Origin of the sequence: Enterobacter sp. MGH 33 (assembly GCF_000534535.1) — a bacterium.
Lineage (GTDB): Bacteria > Pseudomonadota > Gammaproteobacteria > Enterobacterales > Enterobacteriaceae > Enterobacter > Enterobacter hormaechei_C.
Genome location: NZ_KI973212.1, coordinates 2,836,313 through 2,860,346, shown reverse-complemented (window position 1 = coordinate 2,860,346; position 24,034 = coordinate 2,836,313). Strand labels below are relative to the sequence as shown.

General features: G+C 51.5%; 24 protein-coding genes and 1 pseudogene. 16 read left to right on the top strand and 9 right to left on the bottom strand.

The window, feature by feature from the left end; translation table 11 throughout:
* Window positions 1-99 precede the first annotated feature (99 nt).
* Both purU and L379_RS10615 read right to left on the bottom strand, forming a co-directional pair.
* On the bottom strand, window positions 100-942 hold the full coding sequence (gene purU, locus L379_RS10610) for a formyltetrahydrofolate deformylase (protein ID WP_032653833.1): 843 nt from the start codon (window positions 940-942) through the stop codon (window positions 100-102).
* A gap of 41 nt (window positions 943-983) precedes the next feature.
* The gene (locus L379_RS10615; RefSeq protein WP_023303849.1) at window positions 984-1,448 is read right to left on the bottom strand and encodes a YchJ family protein; all 465 of its coding nucleotides are present in this window, start codon (window positions 1,446-1,448) and stop codon (window positions 984-986) included.
* A 113-nt stretch (window positions 1,449-1,561) separates the two neighbouring features.
* Between L379_RS10615 and rssA the strand changes: the two genes are divergently transcribed.
* The 3 genes from rssA to galU all read left to right on the top strand — a co-directional run bounded on the left by rssA (window position 1,562) and on the right by galU (window position 4,672).
* Window positions 1,562-2,464 (top strand): patatin-like phospholipase RssA, encoded by a 903-nt coding sequence (gene rssA, locus L379_RS10620; protein WP_032653830.1) that lies wholly within the window; start codon window positions 1,562-1,564, stop codon window positions 2,462-2,464.
* Between the two features lie 89 nt (window positions 2,465-2,553).
* Window positions 2,554-3,567, top strand: a complete 1,014-nt coding sequence (gene rssB / locus L379_RS10625) for a two-component system response regulator RssB (RefSeq protein ID WP_003856721.1) — start codon at window positions 2,554-2,556, stop codon at window positions 3,565-3,567.
* A gap of 199 nt (window positions 3,568-3,766) precedes the next feature.
* Window positions 3,767-4,672 (top strand): UTP--glucose-1-phosphate uridylyltransferase GalU, encoded by a 906-nt coding sequence (galU, locus tag L379_RS10630; protein WP_003856723.1) that lies wholly within the window; start codon window positions 3,767-3,769, stop codon window positions 4,670-4,672.
* 202 nt (window positions 4,673-4,874) lie between these two features.
* Here the strand turns inward: galU and hns are convergent, their stop codons facing one another.
* Both hns and L379_RS10640 read right to left on the bottom strand, forming a co-directional pair.
* Window positions 4,875-5,288, bottom strand: a complete 414-nt coding sequence (gene hns, locus L379_RS10635) for a histone-like nucleoid-structuring protein H-NS (RefSeq protein WP_003856724.1) — start codon at window positions 5,286-5,288, stop codon at window positions 4,875-4,877.
* Between the two features lie 282 nt (window positions 5,289-5,570).
* Window positions 5,571-6,551 (bottom strand): IS5-like element IS5 family transposase, encoded by a 981-nt coding sequence (locus L379_RS10640; RefSeq protein WP_001575870.1) that lies wholly within the window; start codon window positions 6,549-6,551, stop codon window positions 5,571-5,573.
* Window positions 6,552-7,037: 486 nt separating this feature from the next.
* Between L379_RS10640 and tdk the strand changes: the two genes are divergently transcribed.
* The gene (gene tdk / locus L379_RS10645) at window positions 7,038-7,652 is read left to right on the top strand and encodes a thymidine kinase (protein WP_026080678.1); all 615 of its coding nucleotides are present in this window, start codon (window positions 7,038-7,040) and stop codon (window positions 7,650-7,652) included.
* A 70-nt stretch (window positions 7,653-7,722) separates the two neighbouring features.
* Here the strand turns inward: tdk and adhE are convergent, their stop codons facing one another.
* Window positions 7,723-10,404, bottom strand: a complete 2,682-nt coding sequence (adhE, locus tag L379_RS10650; RefSeq protein WP_032103375.1) for a bifunctional acetaldehyde-CoA/alcohol dehydrogenase — start codon at window positions 10,402-10,404, stop codon at window positions 7,723-7,725.
* Between the two features lie 480 nt (window positions 10,405-10,884).
* On the opposite strand from adhE, the gene L379_RS10655 reads away from it, so the two are divergent.
* The 7 genes and pseudogenes from L379_RS10655 (at window position 10,885) to L379_RS10685 (ending at window position 18,766) form a co-directional block, all read left to right on the top strand.
* A complete protein-coding gene (locus tag L379_RS10655; protein ID WP_017384236.1) occupies window positions 10,885-11,532 on the top strand; it encodes a YchE family NAAT transporter in 648 nt (215 codons plus the stop codon).
* A 770-nt stretch (window positions 11,533-12,302) separates the two neighbouring features.
* Entirely contained in the window at window positions 12,303-13,934 is a 1,632-nt protein-coding gene (gene oppA / locus L379_RS10660; protein ID WP_003856736.1) for an oligopeptide ABC transporter substrate-binding protein OppA, read from the top strand.
* An 82-nt stretch (window positions 13,935-14,016) separates the two neighbouring features.
* Window positions 14,017-14,937: an oligopeptide ABC transporter permease OppB gene (gene oppB, locus L379_RS10665; protein WP_003856738.1), complete on the top strand. Its 921-nt coding sequence runs from the start codon at window positions 14,017-14,019 to the stop codon at window positions 14,935-14,937.
* Window positions 14,938-14,949: 12 nt separating this feature from the next.
* Window positions 14,950-15,858 carry an oligopeptide ABC transporter permease OppC gene (gene oppC, locus L379_RS10670; protein ID WP_003856740.1) on the top strand — a complete coding sequence of 303 codons (909 nt, stop codon included), beginning with the start codon at window positions 14,950-14,952 and terminating at the stop codon, window positions 15,856-15,858.
* A gap of 11 nt (window positions 15,859-15,869) precedes the next feature.
* Entirely contained in the window at window positions 15,870-16,883 is a 1,014-nt protein-coding gene (locus L379_RS10675) for an ABC transporter ATP-binding protein (RefSeq protein WP_017384234.1), read from the top strand.
* Window positions 16,880-17,884, top strand: a complete 1,005-nt coding sequence (gene oppF / locus L379_RS10680; protein ID WP_017384233.1) for a murein tripeptide/oligopeptide ABC transporter ATP-binding protein OppF — start codon at window positions 16,880-16,882, stop codon at window positions 17,882-17,884. The genes L379_RS10675 and oppF overlap by 4 nt, the downstream gene beginning before the upstream one ends.
* 14 nt (window positions 17,885-17,898) lie before the next feature.
* Window positions 17,899-18,766, top strand: a pseudogene (locus L379_RS10685) (ion transporter).
* Window positions 18,767-18,796: 30 nt separating this feature from the next.
* Here the strand turns inward: L379_RS10685 and L379_RS10690 are convergent.
* Window positions 18,797-19,126 (bottom strand): HI1450 family dsDNA-mimic protein, encoded by a 330-nt coding sequence (locus L379_RS10690; RefSeq protein ID WP_003856748.1) that lies wholly within the window; start codon window positions 19,124-19,126, stop codon window positions 18,797-18,799.
* A 33-nt stretch (window positions 19,127-19,159) separates the two neighbouring features.
* The gene (gene cls, locus L379_RS10695) at window positions 19,160-20,620 is read right to left on the bottom strand and encodes a cardiolipin synthase (protein ID WP_003856750.1); all 1,461 of its coding nucleotides are present in this window, start codon (window positions 20,618-20,620) and stop codon (window positions 19,160-19,162) included.
* Window positions 20,621-20,763: 143 nt separating this feature from the next.
* Here cls and L379_RS25890 point away from each other — a divergent pair, with 143 nt between their 5' ends.
* From L379_RS25890 to leuE, 4 genes are all read left to right on the top strand, one after another.
* A complete protein-coding gene (locus tag L379_RS25890) occupies window positions 20,764-20,937 on the top strand; it encodes a YciY family protein (protein ID WP_017384232.1) in 174 nt (57 codons plus the stop codon).
* 117 nt (window positions 20,938-21,054) lie between these two features.
* Complete coding sequence (locus tag L379_RS26440) at window positions 21,055-21,180, top strand: KPN_01571 family protein (protein WP_208971014.1); 126 nt, start codon at window positions 21,055-21,057, stop codon at window positions 21,178-21,180.
* An 11-nt stretch (window positions 21,181-21,191) separates the two neighbouring features.
* Window positions 21,192-21,602, top strand: a complete 411-nt coding sequence (locus L379_RS10700; RefSeq protein ID WP_015570374.1) for an Exc2 family lipoprotein — start codon at window positions 21,192-21,194, stop codon at window positions 21,600-21,602.
* 67 nt (window positions 21,603-21,669) lie between these two features.
* Window positions 21,670-22,305: a leucine efflux protein LeuE gene (gene leuE / locus L379_RS10705; RefSeq protein WP_006810877.1), complete on the top strand. Its 636-nt coding sequence runs from the start codon at window positions 21,670-21,672 to the stop codon at window positions 22,303-22,305.
* 33 nt (window positions 22,306-22,338) lie between these two features.
* On the opposite strand, the gene L379_RS10710 is transcribed toward leuE, so the two are convergent.
* On the bottom strand, window positions 22,339-22,635 hold the full coding sequence (locus L379_RS10710; RefSeq protein WP_003856755.1) for a YciI family protein: 297 nt from the start codon (window positions 22,633-22,635) through the stop codon (window positions 22,339-22,341).
* Window positions 22,636-22,856: 221 nt separating this feature from the next.
* Here L379_RS10710 and tonB point away from each other — a divergent pair, with 221 nt between their 5' ends.
* The gene (gene tonB, locus L379_RS10715) at window positions 22,857-23,585 is read left to right on the top strand and encodes a TonB system transport protein TonB (protein WP_017384230.1); all 729 of its coding nucleotides are present in this window, start codon (window positions 22,857-22,859) and stop codon (window positions 23,583-23,585) included.
* A gap of 37 nt (window positions 23,586-23,622) precedes the next feature.
* Here the strand turns inward: tonB and yciA are convergent, their stop codons facing one another.
* Window positions 23,623-24,018 carry an acyl-CoA thioester hydrolase YciA gene (yciA, locus tag L379_RS10720; protein ID WP_003856759.1) on the bottom strand — a complete coding sequence of 132 codons (396 nt, stop codon included), beginning with the start codon at window positions 24,016-24,018 and terminating at the stop codon, window positions 23,623-23,625.
* Window positions 24,019-24,034 lie beyond the last annotated feature (16 nt).

Here is a 24,034-nt window from a genome sequence, read left to right as displayed (position 1 = left end):
ATGAGACGCCCCTGTAAAGCATTCCTTTAGGAAAATGAAGCTGTTTGCCTGCTTTTTATCCGTAAAGGCGTAAAGCTAATCAATTCATTTTCCGAGGGATTAAAGAATAATCGTTCTGTTGCCGTACACAAAGACGCGCTGAGCAAGTACCTGATACAGCGCACGGCTCAGTACATTCTTCTCAACGTCACGGCCAGCACGCATCATATCTTCTGCCGTATAGGTGTGATCCACGTGAATCACGTCCTGCATGATGATTGGACCTTCGTCCAGATTGTCATTCACGTAGTGCGCGGTTGCGCCAATGATCTTCACCCCACGCTCGTATGCCTGGTGATACGGACGCGCGCCAATAAAGGCTGGCAGGAAGGAGTGGTGGATGTTGATAATTTTGTTCGGGAAGCGTGCCACAAAGGATGGCGTCAGCACGCGCATATATTTCGCCAGCACCACGTAGTCCGGGTTATGCGCTTCAATCGCAGCTGACATCAGGTTGTCGTGCTCTTCACGGGTATGGCCTTCGTGACTGACCAGTTCAAACGGAATGTCGAAACGTTCTACCAGCGTACGCAGCGTCTCGTGGTTGCCAATGACGGCGGCAATTTCGACGTCCAGGCCACCGTAGTTGGCTTTCATCAGCAGATCGCCCAGGCAGTGTGCCTCTTTGGTGACCAGAATGACAATGCGGCGACGGCCCGCCGGGTTCAGCTCGCGCACCGAGCCTTCCGGCAGGGCGCTGTCCAGATCGGCAAGCAGGGTTGTGTCGTTGAAAATGCCTTCCAGTTCGGTACGCATAAAGAAGCGACCGGTACGGTGGTCAACGAACTCGTTGTTCTGCACGATATTCAGTTCATGCTTGTAGCAAATGTTGGTAATTCGTGCGATCAGCCCTTTTTGATCGGGACAGATAGTGCGCAGAACTTTACGTTGTAATGATTGCATCGCCGGGAAATCCTGTTTATGTATTTGCGAAGTCTGAGTTGTCAGGCATTACTGCCGCAACACTTTTTAAATTTTTTTCCTGAACCACAGGGGCAGGGATCGTTACGACCGAATTGCGGACGTGTGCCGTCAATATAATACCATTGCCCGCTGTCCTTTAAGAACCGTGAGCGTTCAATGATGGCGCCGGGCTTGTTTTGTTCGCTAAAGCGGGCGACAAAACTGACATAGCCCTCGTTGGCATCGCGGCCGGGAGCGGCTTCAAAGACGGTGAGGCCCAGCCAGACGGTGTTGGCAAATCCGGCTTCAATCTCCTGGCGAAAATCGGCAGCATGGCAGGACGGATGCCAGGTTTTAATCAGGTAGTCTGCGTTTTTGATCACAAAAGCAGTATACCGCGAGCGCATAAGGTGTGACGGGTCTGGTGCAACCTGCTCGCCAGAAAGATATCGCTGGCAACATAGGCTATACTCCAGAGCGCTACCACAGGGGCAGAGTTGAGACACGATTCTCTTCCTGGAACAAAAAATAAGGCGTTAAACGCTTAAGGTAGCAATATGTTAACTGAGCAGGTGCGTTGACGCTATGTCAGGAATCCAGGGGAAGTAAAACAGGGCTAATGAGAAAGGTAAAAATTGGACTGGCGTTGGGCTCAGGTGCAGCCCGGGGTTGGTCACATATTGGCGTTATCAATACCTTAAACCAGATGGGGATTGACGTTGATATTGTCGCAGGATGTTCTATCGGGTCGCTGGTCGGATCCGCGTACGCCTGCGGTAAGCTCCCGGAGCTTGAAAGCTGGGTGCGCTCCTTCAGATACTGGGATGTGCTGCGCCTGATGGATCTCTCCTGGCAGCGTGGCGGCCTGCTGCGCGGCGAACGCGTGTTCAATCAGTTTCGTAAGATAATGCCCCTCGCTGACTTCAGCCACTGCCAAATGCCTTTCGGTGCCGTTGCAACCAACCTCAGTACGGGCAGGGAGTTATGGCTCACCGAAGGGGATATACATCTCGCCGTTCGCGCATCCTGTAGCATGCCGGGGTTAATGGCGCCTGTGCCTCACAACGGCTACTGGCTCGTTGATGGGGGCGTAGTGAATCCTGTACCCATCTCTCTGACCCGCGCCATGGGGGCGGATATCGTTATTGCCGTGGATTTACAGCACGACGCACATCTTATGCAGCAAGATTTGATGCCGGTTAATCTTCAGAGCGATGACGCGGAAGAAGAGAAACTTGCCTGGCATGCGCGATTACGCGGCAGAATAGGGCGCCTGACCGCCCGTCGCGCGGTGACCGCGCCGAACGCCATTGAAATCATGACGACCTCTATTCAGATCCTTGAGAATCGCCTGAAGCGAAACCGTATGGCTGGCGATCCTCCGGATATTCTTATTCAACCCTATTGTCCACAAATCTCTACCCTTGATTTCCACCGGGCTGAGGCCGCCATAGCAGCGGGCTCGTTAGCCGTCGAAAAGAAAATAGATGAACTGTTGCCTTTTGTGCGTACAGCACGTTGAGCACTTTTTTGATTACTTCAGCAAAATCTGACAGGCGATAGTACCAATAGCATGCCACTATTGAGTAACTGTCAGCCAGGGGAGGAACCATGACACAGCCATTGGCCGGAAAACATATTTTGATAGTAGAAGACGAGCCCGTTTTCCGATCGCTACTGGATTCGTGGTTATCCTCACTGGGTGCAACCACGTCCCTTGCCGAAGATGGCGTCGAGGCACTGGAAAAAATGGCCAGCATGGCGCCTGATCTGATGATCTGCGACCTTGAGATGCCGCGCATGGACGGATTAATGCTGGTGGAAAACCTGCGTAATGAAGGTTATCAGACACCGATACTGGTGATCTCGGCAACCGAAAATATGGCGGATATTGCTAAGGCGTTGCGTTTAGGTGTGCAGGATATTCTGCTCAAACCGGTTAAAGATTTGAACCGTCTGCGTGAAACGGTGTTGGCCTGCCTGTATCCCAATATGTTTAATTCCCGGGTGGAAGAAGAAGAACGTCTTTTCCAGGACTGGGATGCTTTAGTCAGTAATCCGCTCGCGGCCGCGAAGCTGCTTCAGGAACTTCAGCCGCCGGTGCAGCAAAATATCTCTCATTGCAGAGTAAATTATCGCCAGCTGGTAGCGGCTGACCAGCCTGGACTGGTGCTGGATATTGCGCCGCTATCAGATTCTGACCTCGCTTTTTATTGCCTGGATGTTACCCGGGCGGGAGATAACGGCGTTCTGGCGGCCTTATTACTCCGTGCGCTGTTTAATGGATTGCTACAGGAACAATTATCCCATCAGGGGCAACGACTTCCTGAGTTAGGCAGTTTACTAAAACAGGTCAACCAACTTTTTCGCCAGGCCAATTTGCCGGGGCAGTTCCCGCTTCTGGTTGGCTATTATCACAGCGGGTTGAATAACCTTATTCTGGTCTCTGCGGGTTTAAATGCCACGCTGAATACTGGCGAACACCATATTCAGGTGAGTAACGGTGTGCCGTTGGGTACGCTGGGAAATACTTACCTTAATCAAATTAGCCATCGCTGCACCTCCTGGCAGTGCCAAATTTGGGGTGCCGGAGGGCGGTTACGCTTAATGTTGTCCACGGAGTAAGCAGTCAGATTTTATTTTTCAGATTGCTTTACCTGTGTTTTTGCTGGCAGTGCTACTATCGCTGCAAGTTTCATGCGTATTTGTCTTAATTGATCGGCAACGCGTTCTTTTCAGACCCGGATTAGTGGCTGAGACTGTATACTCAACGCGTTATTCAATGCATAAAAGTTCAAAACTTGAACAGTTCAGGAGAATTTCAATGGCTGCCCTTAATTCGAAAGTCAGAAAGGCCGTTATCCCGGTGGCGGGATTGGGTACCAGGATGTTGCCAGCGACGAAGGCAATCCCAAAAGAGATGCTGCCTCTGGTTGATAAGCCATTAATCCAGTATGTCGTGAATGAATGTATTGCAGCAGGTATCACCGAAATTGTGCTGGTGACGCATTCATCTAAAAACTCTATCGAAAACCATTTCGATACCAGTTTCGAACTCGAAGCAATGCTGGAAAAACGCGTTAAGCGCCAGTTGCTGGAGGAAGTGCAGTCTATTTGCCCTCCACACGTTACCATTATGCAGGTTCGTCAGGGCCTGGCGAAAGGCCTGGGGCACGCAGTATTGTGTGCACACCCGGTAGTGGGTGATGAGCCGGTCGCGGTTATTCTGCCTGACGTGATTCTTGATGAGTACGAGTCCGATCTTTCCCAGGAAAACCTGGCGGAAATGATTAAACGCTTCGACGAAACCGGCAGCAGCCAGATTATGGTTGAGCCAGTCGACGACGTGACCGCTTACGGCGTGGTTGACTGCAAAGGCGTTGACCTGCAACCTGGCGAAAGCGTACCGATGGTTGGCGTTGTTGAAAAACCTAAAGCGGACGTCGCGCCGTCTAACCTTGCTGTCGTTGGTCGTTACGTACTGAGCGCTGAAATTTGGGCTCTGCTGGCGAAAACGCCTCCGGGTGCGGGCGATGAAATCCAGCTGACGGATGCTATCGATATGCTGATCGAGAAAGAGACCGTGGAAGCCTACCATATGAAAGGTAAGAGCCATGACTGCGGGAATAAGCTCGGTTATATGCAGGCATTCGTCGAATATGGTATTCGCCATAACAGCCTGGGTGAAGAATTTAAAGCCTGGCTCAAAGGTAGCGTGGGTATTAAGTAATAAACTCACAGCCCAGTGAACAAGACCGGTGGAGCGATGCCCACCGGTTTTTTTATGCCTGTCGCTCCGTAATTGGCGGAGGATTGTCAAGGACGTTAAATAGGGAGCCTCACAATATGACAGAATGTAAGGAGATGTTCGGGCAAATATTACAGGCATAAAAAATCCCGCATTAAGCGGGATTTTTCAGAATCTTTCCAGATTAATCCTTGATCAGGAAGTCATCCAGTTGTTTACCTTGTTCGTCCATTGCTTTCTTGATTACAGCAGGAGTACGGCCCTGGCCGGTCCAGGTTTTCTCTTCGCCGTTCTCATCGATGTAGCTATATTTAGCAGGACGTGCCGCGCGTTTTGCTTTGGTACCGGTTTTAGCCGCAGCCATGCTGTTCAGCAATTCGTTTGGATCGATACCATCGGCAATCAGCATTTCACGATACTGTTGCAGTTTACGTGTACGTTCTTCGATTTCAGCCGCAGCAGCGCTTTCTTCTTCACGACGTTCGTTAACTACAACTTCTAATTTTTCGAGCATTTCTTCAAGCGTCTCAAGGGTACATTCTCTTGCCTGCGCACGAAGAGTACGGATGTTGTTCAGAATTTTAAGTGCTTCGCTCATTGTAGTAATCTCAAACTTATAATGGGGGTGGGTTTGTTGTCCTAATAATAGAGCCTTAATTTCACTTGTGCAATAGGTGGGAATGTAAGGAATTCAAAAAATACAAAATAAACGACGCTATTATTAATTACGCTAAGGAAGGTGCGAATAAGCGGGGAAATTCTTCTCGGCTGACTCAGTCATTTCATTTCTTCATGTTTGAGCCGATTTTTTCTCCCGTAAATGCCTTGAATCAGCCTATTTAGACCGTTTCTTCGCCATTTAAGGCGTTATCCCCAGTTTTTAGTGAGATCTCTCCCACTGACGTATCATTTGGTCCGCCCGAAACAGGTTGGCCAGCGTGAATAACATCGCCAGTTGGTTATCGTTTTTCAGCAACCCCTTGTATCTGGCTTTCACGAAGCCGAACTGTCGCTTGATGATGCGAAATGGGTGCTCCACCTTGGCCCGGATGCTGGCTTTCATGTATTCGATGTTGATGGCCGTTTTGTTCTTGCGTGGATGCTGTTTCAAGGTTCTTACCTTGCCGGGGCGCTCGGCGATCAGCCAGTCCACATCCACCTCGGCCAGCTCCTCGCGCTGTGGCGCCCCTTGGTAGCCGGCATCGGCTGAGACAAATTGCTCCTCTCCATGCAGCAGATTACCCAGCTGATTGAGGTCATGCTCGTTGGCCGCGGTGGTGACTAGGCTGTGGGTCAGGCCACTCTTGGCATCGACACCAATGTGGGCCTTCATGCCAAAGTGCCACTGATTTCCTTTCTTGGTCTGATGCATCTCCGGATCGCGTTGCTGCTCTTTGTTCTTGGTCGAGCTGGGTGCCTCAATGATGGTGGCATCGACCAAGGTGCCTTGAGTCATCATGACGCCTGCTTCGGCCAGCCAGCGATTGATGGTCTTGAACAATTGGCGGGCCAGTTGATGCTGCTCCAGCAGGTGGCGGAAATTCATGATGGTGGTGCGGTCCGGCAAGGCGCTATCCAGGGATAACCGGGCAAACAGACGCATGGAGGCGATTTCGTACAGGGCATCTTCCATGGCACCGTCGCTCAGGTTGTACCAATGCTGCATGCAGTGAATACGCAGCATGGTCTCCAGCGGATAGGGCCGTCGGCCATTGCCCGCCTTGGGATAAAACGGCTTGATGACAGCGGTCATATTCTGCCATGGCAGAATCTGCTCCATGCGGGAGAGGAAAATCTCTTTTCGGGTCTGACGGCGCTTAGTGCTGAATTCACTATCGGCGAAGGTGAGTTGATGGCTCATGATGTCCCTCTGGGATGCGCTCCGGATGAATATGATGATCTCATATCAGGAACTTGTTCGCACCTTCCCTAACTTAAATTTCATTGTTTGTTGGGTCTGTGAGATATCGTTTCAAACGGCAAAAGCGCGTCATTTGCGTGTATGTTTTGTGACTTTTACCTCAGGAATTATAGTTGCGATTGATAAATATCAGCCTTTTGTATTACCCCGAGTAAGCGCAGCGAAGACAAGAATAGTTAATAAATAGTGAATTTTAATGAACGAAGAAGACACTATAAAAAGAAGTGTTATCTCTGGTTGCGGACTCACCTTATTGTCAGTGTTTAATGCCTTTACTGCCTGTTTTAACGCATTATTTTGCCCTATTCGCGAAGGATTTACTGATGCATGGCAGGCTGGAGAGCGCAGCCCGCCGCTGATGACGGTACAAAATATGGTACAATGATCCATCGGGAATATTACACATTGATTAGGGTTCTTCGGCCAATGGCACAACTTTATTTCTACTATTCGGCAATGAATGCAGGGAAATCGACGGCGTTACTGCAATCCTCATACAATTATCAGGAGCGGGGGATGCGTACCGTTGTTTATACCGCCGAAATCGACGATCGCTTTGGGGCAGGGAAGGTGAGCTCAAGAATAGGGCTCTCGTCGCCTGCAAGGCTGTTTAACCCTGAAACGGACCTGCTGGAGGACATTCGTGCCGAGCATGCCTTCAAGCCTGTCCATTGCGTTTTGGTAGATGAAAGCCAGTTCCTGACCCGAGAGCAGGTCCATGCGCTTTCAGAGGTCGTTGATGAGCTGGATATTCCCGTTCTTTGCTATGGATTACGTACCGATTTTCGTGGGGAATTATTTGCCGGCAGTCAGTATCTACTGGCCTGGTCGGATAAGCTGGTTGAGCTGAAAACAATCTGCTTTTGTGGCCGCAAGGCAAGTATGGTTCTTCGCCTGGACCAGTCGGGTAAACCCTATGCTGATGGCGAGCAGGTGGTGATAGGAGGCAATGAACGTTATGTCTCGGTCTGCCGCAAGCATTATAAAGAGGCGCTGGCTGTAGGCTCGCTGACGGCGTTACAGGGCGACAATCGAAAATAATAAGAATGTTTTACGGATCCTCAGATATAAAAAAACCCGCCAGCGGCGGGTTTTTTTATCATACTGTCAATCAAGCATTTTTCTTCGCTTTCTTGTCAGCCTTTACAACTGCGGGGATTTCAACTTTTACGGCAGCGACATCGCTTTCAGTGAAGTTACGACCGTAATAAGTATCCAGCAGGATCTGTTTCAGTTCGGAAATCAGTGGGTAGCGCGGGTTAGCACCAGTACACTGGTCATCGAATGCATCTTCAGACAGCTTATCTACGTGAGCGAGGAAGTCAGCTTCCTGAACGCCTGCTTCGCGGATAGATTTAGGAATACCCAGTTCAGCCTTCAGGCTCTCCAGCCATGCCAGCAGTTTCTCGATCTTCGCGGCAGTACGGTCGCCCGGTGCGCTCAGACCGAGGTGATCTGCGATTTCAGCATAACGACGGCGCGCCTGTGGGCGGTCGTACTGGCTGAATGCAGTCTGCTTGGTTGGGTTGTCGTTGGCGTTATAGCGGATAACGTTGCTGATCAACAGGGCGTTCGCCAGACCGTGAGGAATGTGGAACTGTGAACCCAGCTTGTGCGCCATGGAGTGACAGACACCCAGGAAGGCGTTAGCAAACGCAATGCCCGCGATGGTTGCCGCACTGTGTACACGTTCACGCGCAACAGGGTTTTTCGAACCTTCGTTGTAAGAAGCTGGCAGGTTTTCTTTCAGCAGTTTCAGCGCCTGCAAAGCCTGACCGTCAGAGAACTCAGAAGCCAGTACGGAAACGTAAGCTTCCAGAGCGTGAGTTACCGCATCCAGACCACCGAACGCACACAGTGATTTCGGCATTTCCATGACCAGGTTGGCGTCAACGATAGCCATATCTGGCGTCAGTGCGTAGTCAGCCAGCGGGTATTTCTGACCGGTTGCGTCATCAGTCACAACGGCAAATGGCGTCACTTCTGAACCAGTACCGGAAGTGGTGGTGACGGCGATCATTTTCGCTTTCACACCCATTTTCGGGAACTTGTAGATACGTTTACGGATATCCATAAAGCGCAGCGCCAGTTCTTCGAAGTGAGTTTCCGGATGTTCGTACATCACCCACATAATTTTCGCGGCGTCCATTGGGGAACCGCCACCCAGTGCGATGATCACATCAGGTTTGAAGGAGTTCGCCAGTTCAGCGCCTTTACGTACAACGCTCAGGGTTGGGTCAGCTTCAACTTCAAAGAAGACTTCAGTTTCGACGCCAGCCGCTTTCAGAACAGAGGTGATCTGGTCTGCATAGCCATTGTTGAACAGGAAACGGTCGGTCACGATGAGCGCACGTTTGTGGCCATCAGTAATCACTTCATCCAGCGCGATTGGCAGAGAGCCGCGGCGGAAGTAGATAGATTTCGGAAGTTTGTGCCACAACATGTTTTCAGCTCGCTTAGCAACGGTTTTCTTGTTGATCAGGTGTTTTGGACCAACGTTTTCAGAGATGGAGTTACCACCCCAGGAACCACAACCCAGAGTCAGGGAAGGTGCGAGTTTGAAGTTGTACAGGTCACCGATACCACCCTGAGAAGCAGGGGTGTTGATCAGGATACGTGCCGTCTTCATCTTCTGACCGAAGTAAGCAACACGCTCAGGCTGGTTATCCTGGTCGGTGTACAGGCAAGAGGTGTGGCCGATACCGCCCATCGCCACCAGCTTCTCTGCTTTATCTACCGCGTCATCGAAATCTTTCGCACGGTACATTGCCAGCGTCGGGGAGAGTTTCTCGTGAGCAAACGGCTCACTTTCATCAACGACTTTCACTTCACCAATCAGAATCTTGGTGGTAGCAGGGACGCTAAAGCCAGCGAGCTCAGCGATTTTATACGCAGGCTGACCTACGATAGCCGCGTTCAGCGCACCATTTTTCAGAATCACGTCCTGAACGGCTTTCAGTTCTTTACCTTGCAACAGGTAGCCGCCGTGGCTGGCGAAACGTTCACGAACGGCGTCGTATACCGAATCAACCACGACAACAGACTGTTCAGATGCACAGATAACGCCGTTATCGAAGGTTTTAGACATCAGCACAGAGGCAACAGCACGCTTGATATCAGCCGTTTCGTCGATCACCACAGGGGTATTACCTGCGCCTACGCCGATGGCTGGTTTACCGGAGCTGTACGCAGCTTTAACCATACCAGGACCACCGGTCGCCAGAATCAGGTTAATGTCCGGGTGATGCATCAGGGCGTTGGACAGTTCAACAGAAGGTTGGTCGATCCAGCCGATGAGATCTTTTGGCGCACCCGCCGCAATGGCAGCCTGAAGCACGATATCTGCTGCTTTGTTGGTGGCGTCCTTCGCACGTGGATGCGGGGAGAAAATGATTGCGTTACGTGTCTTCAGACTGATGAGAGATTTGAAGATGGCGGTAGAGGTTGGGTTAGTGGTTGGAACGATACCGCAAATGATGCCGATCGGTTCTGCGATGGTGATGGTGCCGAAAGTATCGTCTTCTGACAGCACACCGCAGGTTTTCTCATCTTTATAGGCGTTGTAGATATACTCTGAAGCAAAGTGGTTTTTGATCACTTTATCTTCAACGATACCCATGCCGGATTCGGCAACAGCCATTTTAGCGAGAGGGATTCGAGCATCAGCAGCAGCCAGAGCGGCCGCGCGGAAGATTTTATCAACCTGTTCTTGGGTGAAATTGGCATATTCACGCTGGGCTTTTTTTACGCGCTCGACGAGGGCGTTCAGTTCAGCGATATTGGTAACAGCCATAATGCTCTCCTGATAATGTTTAAACTCTTTTAGTAAACCAGCGCTCGATACGTCTGACAGTATAGTCAGAGCCGATCCCACTTGCGTAACACACAGTAAAACAAAGGATTACTCACTGCTCCAGCTCACTAATTTACTAAAAGAGCCTTACCTTAGCATCATACCTTTTTGATAGGTGATCTCCCTGGCGGCGTAACCAAGATTACTCACTTCTGAGTACGAAAATTATGATCGAGATCAATTTTGTCCTAAGCTGATACCTTTCAGCAGGGTTATTTTGTGCTAATTATTCTACTGTTAAATAATTAAGTAACTATTGGAAGCAGCGATATCATTGATTACACAAATGTTTAACATCATGAATTGATAACGTTTAAGAACAGATTTCTGGTGAAGTATGCGGCTAAAAAGCGTATCTTCAGCGCGGATTTATCATGACACGCAGTTTATCCCTGGCCATGCTCAATTGCGGAGCTTAATGTGATTCAAACGCTCTTTGATTTCCCTACATATTTCAAGTTTTTTATCGGCTTGTTTGCTCTGGTTAACCCGGTAGGGATCATCCCTGTCTTCATTAGTATGACCAGTTATCAGACGGCTGCGGCACGAAATAAAACCAACCTGACGGCAAACCTGTCGGTGGCGATCATCCTACTTACCTCTCTTTATCTCGGAGACGCCATTCTTCAGGTCTTCGGCATCTCAATTGATTCGTTCCGTATAGCAGGCGGGATCCTGGTGGTGACGATTGCCATGTCGATGATCAGCGGCAAGCTGGGGGAGGATAAACAGAACAAGCAGGAAAAATCAGAGACAGCTATCCGCGAGAGCATCGGGGTCGTGCCACTGGCACTGCCGCTGATGGCGGGCCCGGGGGCGATCAGTTCCACTATTGTCTGGGGAACGCGCTACCACAGCCTGATGCACCTGATTGGCTTTTCCGTCGCTATTGCGCTGTTCGCGCTGTGCTGCTGGGGTGTATTTCGTATGGCGCCATGGCTGGTTCGCTTGCTGGGACAAACGGGCATCAACGTGATTACTCGTATCATGGGTCTGTTGTTAATGGCGTTGGGCATCGAATTTATCGTTACCGGTATTAAAAGTATATTCCCCGGGTTAGTACACTGACTTTCATTTGAAAGAGCGGAGCCAGCGGCTCCGTTTTTTTTACGTGATTATCTGCAAATCATATAAATAAAGTTGAAATAGGCGCCAGTCATAATAAGTTCTACTAATAATCCTCTTTTGTTGTTTTTCAAGGGGTTGTTTATTTTCATTTCCCCGTGCCGCGCATAAATCCCTCAAACCCTCTGTTATTTTACTCACATGATACTCTGGGGCTTGCTGACAGATAACCGAAATGATATTAGTAATTTCGACGCTGACTCAGACGAATGTGCTAAATAATAATCAATTGTTAAATTATCGTGAAAAATCGTTCAGCCAAGCTTTGTCGTCGCGTTTGTAGCAACAAAATTTCTTATCTGTATGAATTACATCTCTTTTTGTTGATTTCGGCGTAAGCCAGGGCTGGCACCATAGTTATGCCAGCCATCGTAAAAGAGAAATGCTTAACAAATTTGCAAAATGTATTGGCGAGAGTTGGCACCATTTGGTACTTTCCGGCCTTATATTTTGCAGCATTAAACAAGTTGATGAGAACTATTTTCATATAGCCCTCACATAAGATATCCAACGCATCTCTCTGACAGGGGAGAGGTGTAAAGAATCGACGCAAGACCGCCGTACGAGCGGTCAGTAATAATGAAGTCGGTGATAGCAAGAAGTAAAAAAAGAACCTGACAGTAGCAAAAAAAACTCCTGCGCTGTACAGGCCCCAACAGGGGATTACACAACTGGCGAAGGCCGGTCATTATAATGAGTGGAGTATCAACACAATGTCCATCATCACAAAAAAAAGTCTGGTAGCGGCGGGGATTTTAACTGCGCTAATCGCGGGCAACGCTGCAATGGCTGCGGACGTTCCTGCTGGTGTTCAGCTGGCTGAGAAGCAAACGCTGGTACGTAATAACGGTGCGGAAGTGCAGTCTCTTGATCCGCACAAAATTGAAGGTGTTCCAGAGTCTAACGTTAACCGCGATCTGTTTGAAGGTCTGCTGGTGACTGACGTAGACGGCCACCCGGCTCCGGGCGTGGCGGAAAAATGGGACAACAAAGATTTTAAAGTCTGGACCTTCCATCTGCGTAAAGATGCGAAATGGTCCGACGGTACGCCGGTTACCGCCGAAGATTTCGTCTATAGCTGGCAGCGTCTGGCGGATCCGAATACCGCCTCCCCGTATGCGAGTTACCTCCAGTATGGCCATATTGCCAATATCGATGACATCATCACGGGTAAAAAGCCAGTTACCGACCTGGGCGTAAAAGCCATCGATGCCAACACCTTTGAAGTGACGTTGAGCGAACCTGTTCCGTACTTCTATAAGCTGCTGGTTCACCCGTCCGTCTCCCCGGTACCAAAATCCGCAGTAGAAAAATTTGGTGAAAAATGGACGCAGCCTGCGAATATCGTGACCAACGGTGCATATAAGCTGAAGGACTGGGTCGTTAACGAACGTATGGTGCTGGAGCGCAACCCGCAGTATTGGGATAATGCGAAGACCGTTATCAATCAGGTCACCTACCTGCCAATCTCTTCTGAAGTGACGGACGTAAACCGCTACCGCAGCGGTGAAATCGACATGACCTATAACAATATGCCGATTGAACTGTTCCAGAAGCTGAAAAAAGAGATACCTAAAGAAGTTCACGTCGATCCGTATCTGTGCACCTACTATTACGAAATTAACAACCAGAAAGCACCGTTCACCGACGTACGTGTTCGTACCGCACTGAAGCTGGCTCTGGATCGCGACATTATCGTGAATAAAGTGAAGAATCAGGGCGACCTGCCGGCTTACAGCTACACCCCGCCTTACACCGACGGTATGAAGCTGGTTGAACCTGAATGGTTCAAATGGTCCCAGGAAAAACGTAACGAAGAAGCGAAAAAACTGCTGGCTGAAGCTGGCTATACCGCCGACAAGCCGCTGACCTTTAGCCTGCTGTACAACACCTCCGATCTGCATAAAAAGCTGGCTATTGCCGTCGCGTCAATCTGGAAGAAAAACCTCGGCGTGAACGTGAAGCTGGAAAACCAGGAATGGAAAACCTTCCTCGATACGCGCCACCAGGGAACCTTTGACGTGGCTCGTGCAGGATGGTGTGCGGACTATAACGAACCGACTTCATTCCTGAACACCATGCTGAGCGACAGTTCGAACAATACCGCACACTATAAGAGCCCGGCGTTTGATAAGCTGATTGGCGAAACCCTGAAGGTGGCAGATGACGCCCAGCGCGCCGATCTGTACGCGAAATCAGAACAACAGCTCGATAAAGACTCTGCGATCGTTCCGGTTTACTACTACGTTAACGCCCGCCTGGTGAAACCATGGGTAGGGGGTTATACCGGTAAAGACCCGTTGGATAATATTTCCGTTAAGAATCTTTATATTATCAAGCATTAATGGCAATACGTGGGGCGAGCGAGCTTGCCCCACTGTGTCTATTTTGTAACATTCATCAGGCACACGCCAGAAGGTACGGGCAATGTTGAAATTTATCCTGCGTCGCTGTCTTGAAGCGATTCCAACGTTATTTATTCTAATTACAATTTCCTTCTTCATGATGCGTCTTGCACCGGGCAGTCCTTTTACCGGTGAACGCACGCTTCCGCCAGAAGTTATGGCCAACATCGAAGCGAAATACCATTTAAACGATCCTATCACCACGCAGTACTTCAACTATCTGAAGCAGCTTGCACACGGTGATTTTGGTCCGTCATTTAAATATAAAGACTATTCCGTTAACGACCTGGTGGCGTCCAGCTTCCCGGTATCGGCTAAATTAGGGGCTGCTGCATTTATCCTGGCCGTTGTTCTCGGTGTCACTGCGGGCGTTATCGCAGCGCTAAAACAAAATACCCGATGGGATTACGCCGTAATGGGGGTCGCAATGACCGGGGTGGTTATCCCCAGCTTCGTTGTCGCGCCGTTGCTGGTCATGATATTCGCCATAACCCTGAAATGGCTTCCCGGGGGCGGCTGGAACGGCGGGGCGCTGAAGTTCATGATATTGCCGATGGTGGCATTATCTCTGGCCTACATCGCCAGCATCGCCCGTATTACCCGCGGTTCAATGATTGAAGTCCTGCACTCGAACTTCATCCGTACCGCCCGTGCGAAAGGGCTGCCGATGCGCCGGATTATTTTCCGTCATGCCCTCAAGCCTGCACTGTTACCGGTACTCTCCTATATGGGTCCGGCTTTTGTCGGCATTATCACGGGTTCAATGGTGATTGAAACCATTTATGGCCTGCCGGGCATCGGGCAGCTGTTTGTTAACGGGGCGCTTAACCGTGACTATTCGCTGGTGCTGAGCCTGACGATCCTCGTGGGCGCGCTGACCATTCTGTTTAATGCCGTTGTCGATGTGCTATATGCCGTTATCGACCCGAAAATCCGTTACTAACTGGAGCACGCCATGATGTTGAGTAAGAAAAACAGCGAGGCGCTGGAAAACTTCAGTGAAAAGCTGGAGGTCGAAGGTCGTAGCCTTTGGCAGGACGCCCGCCGTCGTTTTATGCATAACCGTGCCGCCGTTGCCAGCCTGGTCGTGCTGGTGCTTATCGCGCTGTTCGTAACCCTGGCACCAATGCTCTCCCAGTTCACCTATTTCGATACGGACTGGGGCATGATGTCCAGCGCGCCGGATATGGAATCCGGGCACTATTTCGGCACCGACTCCTCCGGGCGTGATTTGCTGGTGCGTGTGGCGATTGGCGGCCGTATCTCCCTGATGGTTGGCATCGCGGCGGCGCTGGTGGCGGTGATTGTCGGCACGCTTTACGGCTCGCTTTCCGGTTACCTCGGCGGGAAAGTGGACTCCGTGATGATGCGTCTGCTAGAAATCCTGAACTCCTTCCCGTTCATGTTCTTCGTCATTCTGCTGGTGACCTTCTTTGGTCAAAATATCCTGCTAATCTTCGTGGCGATCGGGATGGTGTCCTGGCTGGATATGGCGCGTATTGTGCGCGGCCAGACGCTGAGCCTCAAACGTAAGGAGTTTATCGAAGCCGCACAGGTTGGCGGCGTTTCTACCGCCAATATTGTGGTGCGTCATATCGTTCCTAACGTGCTGGGCGTGGTGGTGGTGTACGCCTCCCTGCTGGTGCCAAGTATGATCCTGTTTGAATCTTTCCTGAGCTTCCTGGGATTAGGTACGCAAGAGCCGTTGAGTAGCTGGGGCGCTCTGTTAAGTGATGGCGCAAACTCCATGGAAGTGTCACCGTGGTTACTGCTGTATCCGGCGGGCTTCCTGGTCGTCACCCTGTTCTGTTTCAACTTTATCGGCGATGGCCTGCGTGATGCCCTCGACCCGAAAGACCGTTAAGGAGCGCCGTCATGACCATTATTGAAACGGCAACCGCGCCACAGGCGCAACAGCGGACCAGCGCACTGCTGGACGTTAAAGACCTCCGCGTGACGTTTAAAACCCCTGACGGTGATGTTACTGCCGTTAACGATCTCAACTTCGACCTGCGTGCCGGTGAAACGCTGGGCATTGTGGGCGAATCCGGTTCCGGTAAATCCCAGACCGCATTCGCGCTGATGGGCCTGCTGGCGTCAAACGGCGTGATCGGCGGTTCGGCGACGTTTAACGGGAAAGAGATCCTGAATTTGCCGGAACATGAGCTGAACAAGCTGCGCGCCGAGCAGATTTCAATGATTTTCCAGGATCCGATGACGTCCCTGAACCCCTATATGCGGGTGGGCGAACAGCTGATGGAAGTGCTGATGCTCCACAAGGGGCTGGGCAAAGCCGAAGCGTTTGAAGAGTCCGTCAAAATGCTGGATGCGGTGAAAATGCCTGAGGCACGCAAGCGCATGCGCATGTATCCGCACGAATTCTCCGGCGGTATGCGCCAGCGCGTCATGATCGCGATGGCATTGCTTTGTCGGCCAAAACTGCTGATCGCTGATGAACCAACCACCGCCCTGGACGTGACCGTCCAGGCGCAGATCATGACGTTGCTGAACGAGCTGAAGCGCGAGTTCAACACCGCCATCATTATGATCACCCACGATTTAGGCGTCGTTGCCGGGATCTGCGACAAAGTGTTAGTCATGTATGCAGGCCGCACGATGGAATACGGTAATGCCCGCGATGTGTTCTATCAGCCAGCCCATCCGTACTCTATCGGGCTGTTGAATGCCGTTCCGCGTCTTGATGCGGAAGGGGAGTCGCTGCTGACTATCCCGGGTAACCCGCCAAACCTGCTGCGTCTGCCAAAAGGCTGCCCGTTCCAGCCGCGTTGTCCGCATGCGATGGAAATCTGTAACAGCGCACCGCCGCTGGAAGCGTTTGCCCCAGGCCGTCTGCGCGCCTGCTTTAAGCCGCTGGAGGAGCTGGTATGAACGCGATCGACGAAAAAAGAAATGTGCTGCTCGAAATCGCTGACCTGAAGGTCCATTTCGATATCAAAGACGGTAAACAGTGGTTCTGGCAGCCAGCCAAAACCCTGAAAGCGGTGGATGGCGTCACGCTACGCCTGTACGAAGGCGAGACCCTGGGCGTGGTAGGCGAATCCGGCTGCGGCAAATCGACGTTTGCGCGTGCGATCATCGGCCTGGTGAAGGCCACCGACGGGAAAGTGGCCTGGCTTGGCAAAGATCTGCTGGGGATGAAGCCGGATGAATGGCGCGACGTGCGCAGCGACATCCAGATGATTTTCCAGGATCCGCTGGCGTCCCTGAACCCGCGTATGACCATTGGCGAAATCATTGCCGAGCCGCTGCGCACCTATCATCCGAAGATGCCGCGCCAGGAAATTCGCGATCGGGTGAAAGCGATGATGCTCAAGGTGGGTCTGCTGCCTAACCTCATCAACCGCTACCCACACGAGTTTTCCGGCGGTCAGTGCCAGCGTATCGGTATCGCACGCGCGTTGATCCTTGAACCAAAACTGATTATCTGTGATGAGCCGGTTTCGGCGCTGGACGTTTCCATCCAGGCCCAGGTGGTTAACCTGCTACAGAAACTGCAACGGGAAATGGGGCTGTCGCTGATCTTCATCGCCCACGATCTGGCGGTGGTAAAACACATTTCGGACCGTGTGCTGGTCATGTATCTGGGCCACGCCGTGGAGCTGGGCACGTATGATGAGGTGTACCATAATCCTCTGCACCCTTATACCAAAGCGCTGATGTCTGCGGTTCCCGTTCCGGACCCCGATCTGGAAAAAAATAAAACCATTCAGCTTCTGGAAGGTGAACTGCCTTCGCCAATCAACCCGCCTTCAGGCTGCGTATTCCGTACTCGATGTCCAATAGCCGGGCCGGAATGTGCAAAAACACGGCCGGTTCTGGAGGGCAGTTTCCGACATGCGGTTTCCTGCCTGAAAGTAGACCCGTTATAATCGCAAGGGCTGACATGATGTCAGCCCTTATTTTTCGAGGTTAATGTGTCGCGATTATTCACGTCGGCCCGCCAGCGGCTGTATCACCTTTTATTTGATCCTGAAACGGTTTCCGGTCGCCGCTTCGAAGGTCTGTGTGGTTTATTTGCGCTGATTAGCGTCATTATTATCTTTATCGAATCCGGCGCCGGAACGCAGTACCACATGACGTATGAGGAGTGGCACGTTTTCGTCTGGCTGGAATTGATTGTCACGCTGGTGTTTACTGCGGAATATGTGCTGAGGGTCATTAGCTGGCCAAATCCGGCGAAATACGTTTTCAGCTTCTGGGGATTTATTGATTTAGCCACCATCCTGCCGCTGTATGTCATGTGGCTGTGGCCTGAGATCAGCTTGAATTATGTGTTTGCCTGGCGTGCAATGCGGGCGATTCGTGTGTTACGGATTCTCAAACTGCTGCGCTTTATGCCGTCGCTGCGGGTTTTTTGGGTTGCCATTGTCAGCGCCCGCCACCAGCTGATTCTCTTCTATTCGTTTATTGCTATCGTGATGATCGTTTTTGGCTCCCTGATGTATTTAATCGAAGGGCCGAAATACGGGTTTACCACGCTTAATGCGTCTGTTTACTGGGCTATCGTCACGGTGACCACCGTGGGCTATGGCGATATTACCCCGCATACGCCGCTCGGACGTATTGTGGCATCGGTTCTTATCCTGATCGGCTATTCGGTGATAGCGATTCCGACGGGGTTAATTACCACCCATATGAGCAGCGCCTTCCAGAACTGCAAGCAGCAACGCAAATGTCCGAATTGTCAGCAGGGGAATCATGAACCCGGCGCGCGGTTTTGTCACCGCTGTGGAAATGCCTTACCGGATTAAATAAAAAGGCTGCGCGGGCAGCCTTTTTTATTATTCGCGCCAGAGGATATGGCACAGTTTGTGATCTTTCTCGCGGCACAGCAGGACGCGGGCAAAGATGTCGTTAATTTCTCCGCCGTCTTCATCTGCAAGGCCAATCACCACCTCGGCGAAGAAGTCCGGGTTGAGATCAAAATCGACATGTTCGGCCCAGTCTTCAGCCGGATCGAACAGCTCAGCACCGCCACGCTCTTCGAATTGCAGGTTGAAAAGAATGACGTCAGCAGGGTCGAGATTATCGACCGCCAGCTCGAGAAAAATATCGTAGGCCTGTTCGAGCGTTTCGTCTTCGGTCAGGCGATTGTTCAGATCCATTTCCATGATGACTACCTGTTAAACATCGTTGGGCACGTTTTACAGCAACGGACTAAAGAAGTAAAACAGTCGTTCGGCAATTCGCTGCCAGAGCGGACGTTTCGCCCACAATCTGGCGTCCAGCAGGCGTGAGCGGGAGATATAATCGTCCTGAACCGCCGCCAGATCGCCACCGAACCCGGCGTCATCAATGACCAGCGTAATTTCAAAATTCAGCCACAGACTGCGCATATCGAGGTTGACGGTACCCACCAGGCTCAGCTCTCCGTCCACCAGCACGCTCTTGGTGTGTAACAGGCCGCCTTCGAACTGATAAATTTTAACGCCTGCGGCCAGCAGCTCACTAAAGAACGCGCGGCTTGCCCATCCCACCAGCAGCGAATCGTTCTTGCGCGGCATAATAATGCTCACATCCACTCCGCGCTGTGCCGCTGTACAGATGGCATGCAGAAGGTCGTCGCTGGGAACGAAATAGGGCGTGGTCATGATCAGATATTCCCGCGCGGAGTAGGCGGCGGTAAGCAGTGCCTGATGGATCAGATCTTCCGGGAAGCCAGGACCGGAGGCGATAGTGTGGATAGTGTGCCCGCTGGCTTCCTCAAACGGCATGATATTGCCATCCGGCGGCGGGGGAAGAATGCGTTTCCCGGTTTCAATTTCCCAGTCGCAGGAGTAGACGATGCCCATTGAGGTCGCGATCGGTCCCTCCATCCGCGCCATCAGATCGATCCATTGCCCCACGCCGGAATCCTGCTTGAAGAAGCGGGGGTCAACCATGTTCATGCTGCCGGTGTAGGCGATATAGTTATCGATCAGAACCATTTTCCGGTGCTGGCGGAGATCCATGCGACGCAGAAAGACGCGGAAAAGATTCACTTTCAGCGCCTCGACCACCTCGATACCGGCGTTGCGCATCATGCCTGCCCACGGGCTACGGAAAAAGGCCACGCTGCCGGCGGAGTCCAGCATCAGGCGGCAGTGGATACCGCGACGTGCAGCGGCCATTAGCGATTCGGCGACCTGGTCCGCCATGCCGCCCGGCTGCCAGATATAAAACACCATCTCGATATTATGCCGGGCGAGCTGGATATCACGGATCAGCGCCTGCATCACATCATCAGAAGAGGTCATCAGTTGCAGCTGATTGCCTTTTACCCCAGCAATCCCCTGGCGGCGTTCGCACAGCTTGAACAGAGATGCGGCCACGCTACTGTTCTCTTCAGCGAAGATATGCTTGCAGGCTTTAAGGTCGGCAAGCCATTTCGCCGTGGAGGGCCACATGGCGCGGGCGCGTTCGGCGCGGCGTTTACCCAGATGAAGTTCACCGAAAGATAGATAGGCGATGATGCCCACCAGCGGCAGAATGTAGATAATCAGAAGCCAGGCCATGGCGGAAGGTACCGCTCTGCGTTTCATCAGAATGCGCAACGTCACCCCGGCAATTAACAGCCAGTATCCTAAAATGACCAGCCAACTCACCACGGTGTAGAAGGTTGTCATAAATAAAAAATCCTTTTGAAAGCGTATTGTTATGAGTTTACGCATCAGGATTCATCTGGCAAATAAAAACGGCAGATAAAAGCGCTGGTTTGCCGCCTGCTTAGGCATATAATGGCATCTCTGTTAGAGAAAGAGTTGTAGACATGAAGCGCAGTAGAACTGAAGTTGGGCGCTGGCGCATGTTGCGACAGGTGAGTCGTCGTAAGGCTCGTTGGCTGGAAGCACAATCCCGCCGCAATATGCGTATCCACGCCATCAGAAAATGTGGCCTGAACAGACACCGTAACGCGCTGTTGTTCGCGGTCCAAGACATCTGAAAAGCATGAAGGGCACCGTAAAGGTGCCCATTAAACATCCAGGCTATCAATTTTTGCAGTCTCTTCCCATCTGCTTCCGCGATATACTAACTTCCCATAACGTCATGATATTAAAAGATGAATCCTTATCTCTGGATTTTTATTGTACTTTTGGCGCTGGATGCGCTCAGGGAAGATTTAGGACTTTCGTCATTTTCCTCATTGGCAGATTATGTTTTCGCATGGGGAATACATTTTTATTAAAGGAAAAAAGGATGAACGGAAAAGTAATGGCAGCACTCTTTGGGATTGCGATATTAAGCGGTTGTGCCAGCAGCAAAACCTCACCCGAACGGCACGCGTTTTATTTCGTGTCGCATCAGTCCAGCTTTACTGGCGGCAATTACACCTCCAGCGTGCAGAAAAATTATCAGCTGAACGTGGCGCAGTTCCGCGAGCTTTATGCCCGGGGCAAAGCTGACCGCGCGGAAGGGCGGACTGAGGCTGAAGCCAGTGAATACGCGCAAAGCATTCGCGATCAGCTAAAAGAAAATGCGAAGTCGCAGGAATTGTTCGCAGGCAACGCGAAGGATAAATGGTCTTCGGACATGGACAGTAAAGACGCCCTATTATTTGGTAACGAACTGGCCGCGACTTATCTTGATGGCTATAACGGCGTACAATAGCGCAACTGATTCAGGGGATACCGTAATTACCGGTATCCCCGCTGTTTTTGAGCGAAAGGAGTGAGACGTGTTTGCGGAGTTTGGTGTACTGAATTTCTGGACCTATGTTGTCGGCGCATTTTTTATCGTGCTGGTTCCAGGACCGAACACCTTGTTTGTGCTGAAAACAGGGATTGGCCACGGCGTTAAGAAAGGCTATCTGGCAGCCACCGGTGTGTTTATTGGTGATGCCGTGCTGATGTTTCTGGCCTGGGCGGGCGTCGCCGCGTTGATCCAGACCACTCCGGTTTTATTTAATATTGTCCGCTATCTGGGCGCGTTTTATCTGCTGTGGCTGGGCGGAAAAATGCTCTGGTCCGTTATGACGCGTCAAAAAAATGCGCACGAAAGTAGCGCCGAACCGGCAAGCGCAATCCTTAAGCGTTCGCTGGTGCTGAGCCTGACGAACCCGAAAGCGATTCTCTTTTACGTGTCGTTCTTCGTGCAGTTCATTGATGTCAATGCGAAGAATACCGGCACGTCGTTCCTGATCCTCGCCACAACGCTTGAGCTGATCAGCTTCATGTACATGAGCTTCCTGATTTTCTCAGGCGCGTTTGTCACGCGTTACCTCAAAACCAAAAAGAAACTGGCGAAGCTGGGGAACGGGCTGATAGGTCTGCTGTTTGTCGGATTTGCGGCGAGGCTGGCGTCGCTGCACTGAATGAAGAAAAGGCTCCCGAGGGAGCCTTTCGTTTCAGAATACTTTTTTATACGGACGAACCGTGACTTTCTCGTACACGCCGGCTGCGACGTACGGGTCTGCTTCTGCCCAGGCCTGCGCGGCTTCCAGAGATTCAAACTCGGCAATCACCGTGGAGCCGGTAAAACCCGCCGCGCCCGGATCGTTGCTGTCAACGGCAGGCATCGGGCCTGCGGTCAGCAACCGACCTTCATCCTGTAGCAACTGTAAACGCGCCAGATGAGCAGGGCGAACGGAAAGACGTTTTTCCAGAGAATCAGGTACATCTTCAGCGTAAATCACGTAAAGCACGGCAAAGCTCCTTAACCGGTAAAAGTGACAATTACGTTATGTGAAAGCACAAATGACTGCAATGTAAAGATAATAACAATGTTAAAACCCTGATCTGGATGCCCCTTTTTTGCCCTCATGTACGCTTAAATTGCGCCAGGACAAAGTGTCTTATTGAATATGATTGCTATTTGCATTTAAAATCGAGGTTCGGTTTTTTAACGTTGATGATTATGACTTCGATGACCCTTGATTTACCTCGCCGCTTTCCATGGCCGACGCTGCTTTCCGTCGTGATTCACGGTGCTGTCGTGGCGGGTCTGCTCTATACCTCGGTTCATCAGGTTATTGAAATGCCGGCGCCTGCGCAGCCAATTTCTGTGACCATGGTATCGCCTGCGGATCTTGAGCCGCCGCAGGTTGCGCCGCCGCCGCCACAGCCCGTTGTTGAACCCGAGCCGGAGCCAGAGCCCGAGCCGGTTCCTGAACCGCCGAAAGAAGCGCCGGTAGTGATCCATAAGCCGGAGCCGAAACCTAAGCCGAAGCCAAAACCCAAGCCGGTCAAAAAGGTGGAAGAGCGTCCGAAACGCGAAGTGCGTCCGGTTGAGCCACGCGCCACGCAGCCGGTTGAAAATGCCGCCCCGTCACGTCCGCTGATGAATAACACCACGACCGCGACAAAACCGACGGTAACGGCGCCCGCGGGCCCGCGCGCGCTGAGCCGTAACCAGCCGCAGTACCCGGCACGTGCCCAGGCGTTACGTATTGAAGGGCGTGTACGGGTGAAATTCGACGTTACGGCCGATGGACGTGTCGATAACGTGGAAATCCTGTCCGCACAGCCGGCGAATATGTTTGAACGCGAAGTTAAATCGGCCATGCGCAGGTGGCGCTATGAAGCCGGTAAACCCGGCAATGGGTTGATTGTGAACATTGTCTTCCGCCTGAACGGCGGGGCACAGATGGAATAAAAGAAGCCTCCGCAAGGAGGCTTTTTTTACCTGAGGATCAGCTCCGTGGGAGCTGGCGGGGCTTACCGTCGCTATCCACCGCCACATAGATGAATAATGCCTCCGTCGCCTTATAGCGCTGACCAATCGGCTCAGAAGAGACTTTTTTCACCCATACTTCAATGTTGATGGAGACAGACGTATTGCCGCGTTTTACGCAGCGTGCGTAACAGCACACCACGTCCCCCACCGCGACAGGGCGCAGAAAGGTCATGCCATCGACCCGGACTGTCACCACGCGCCCGTGTGCAATCTCTTTTGCCAGGATTGCACCGCCCATATCCATCTGCGACATCAACCAGCCGCCAAAAATATCGCCATTGGCATTCGTATCCGCAGGCATTGCCAGTGTGCGTAAAACCAGTTCGCCCTGTGGGGCGTCATTTGTTGTCATTGTTTTTAAACTCGTA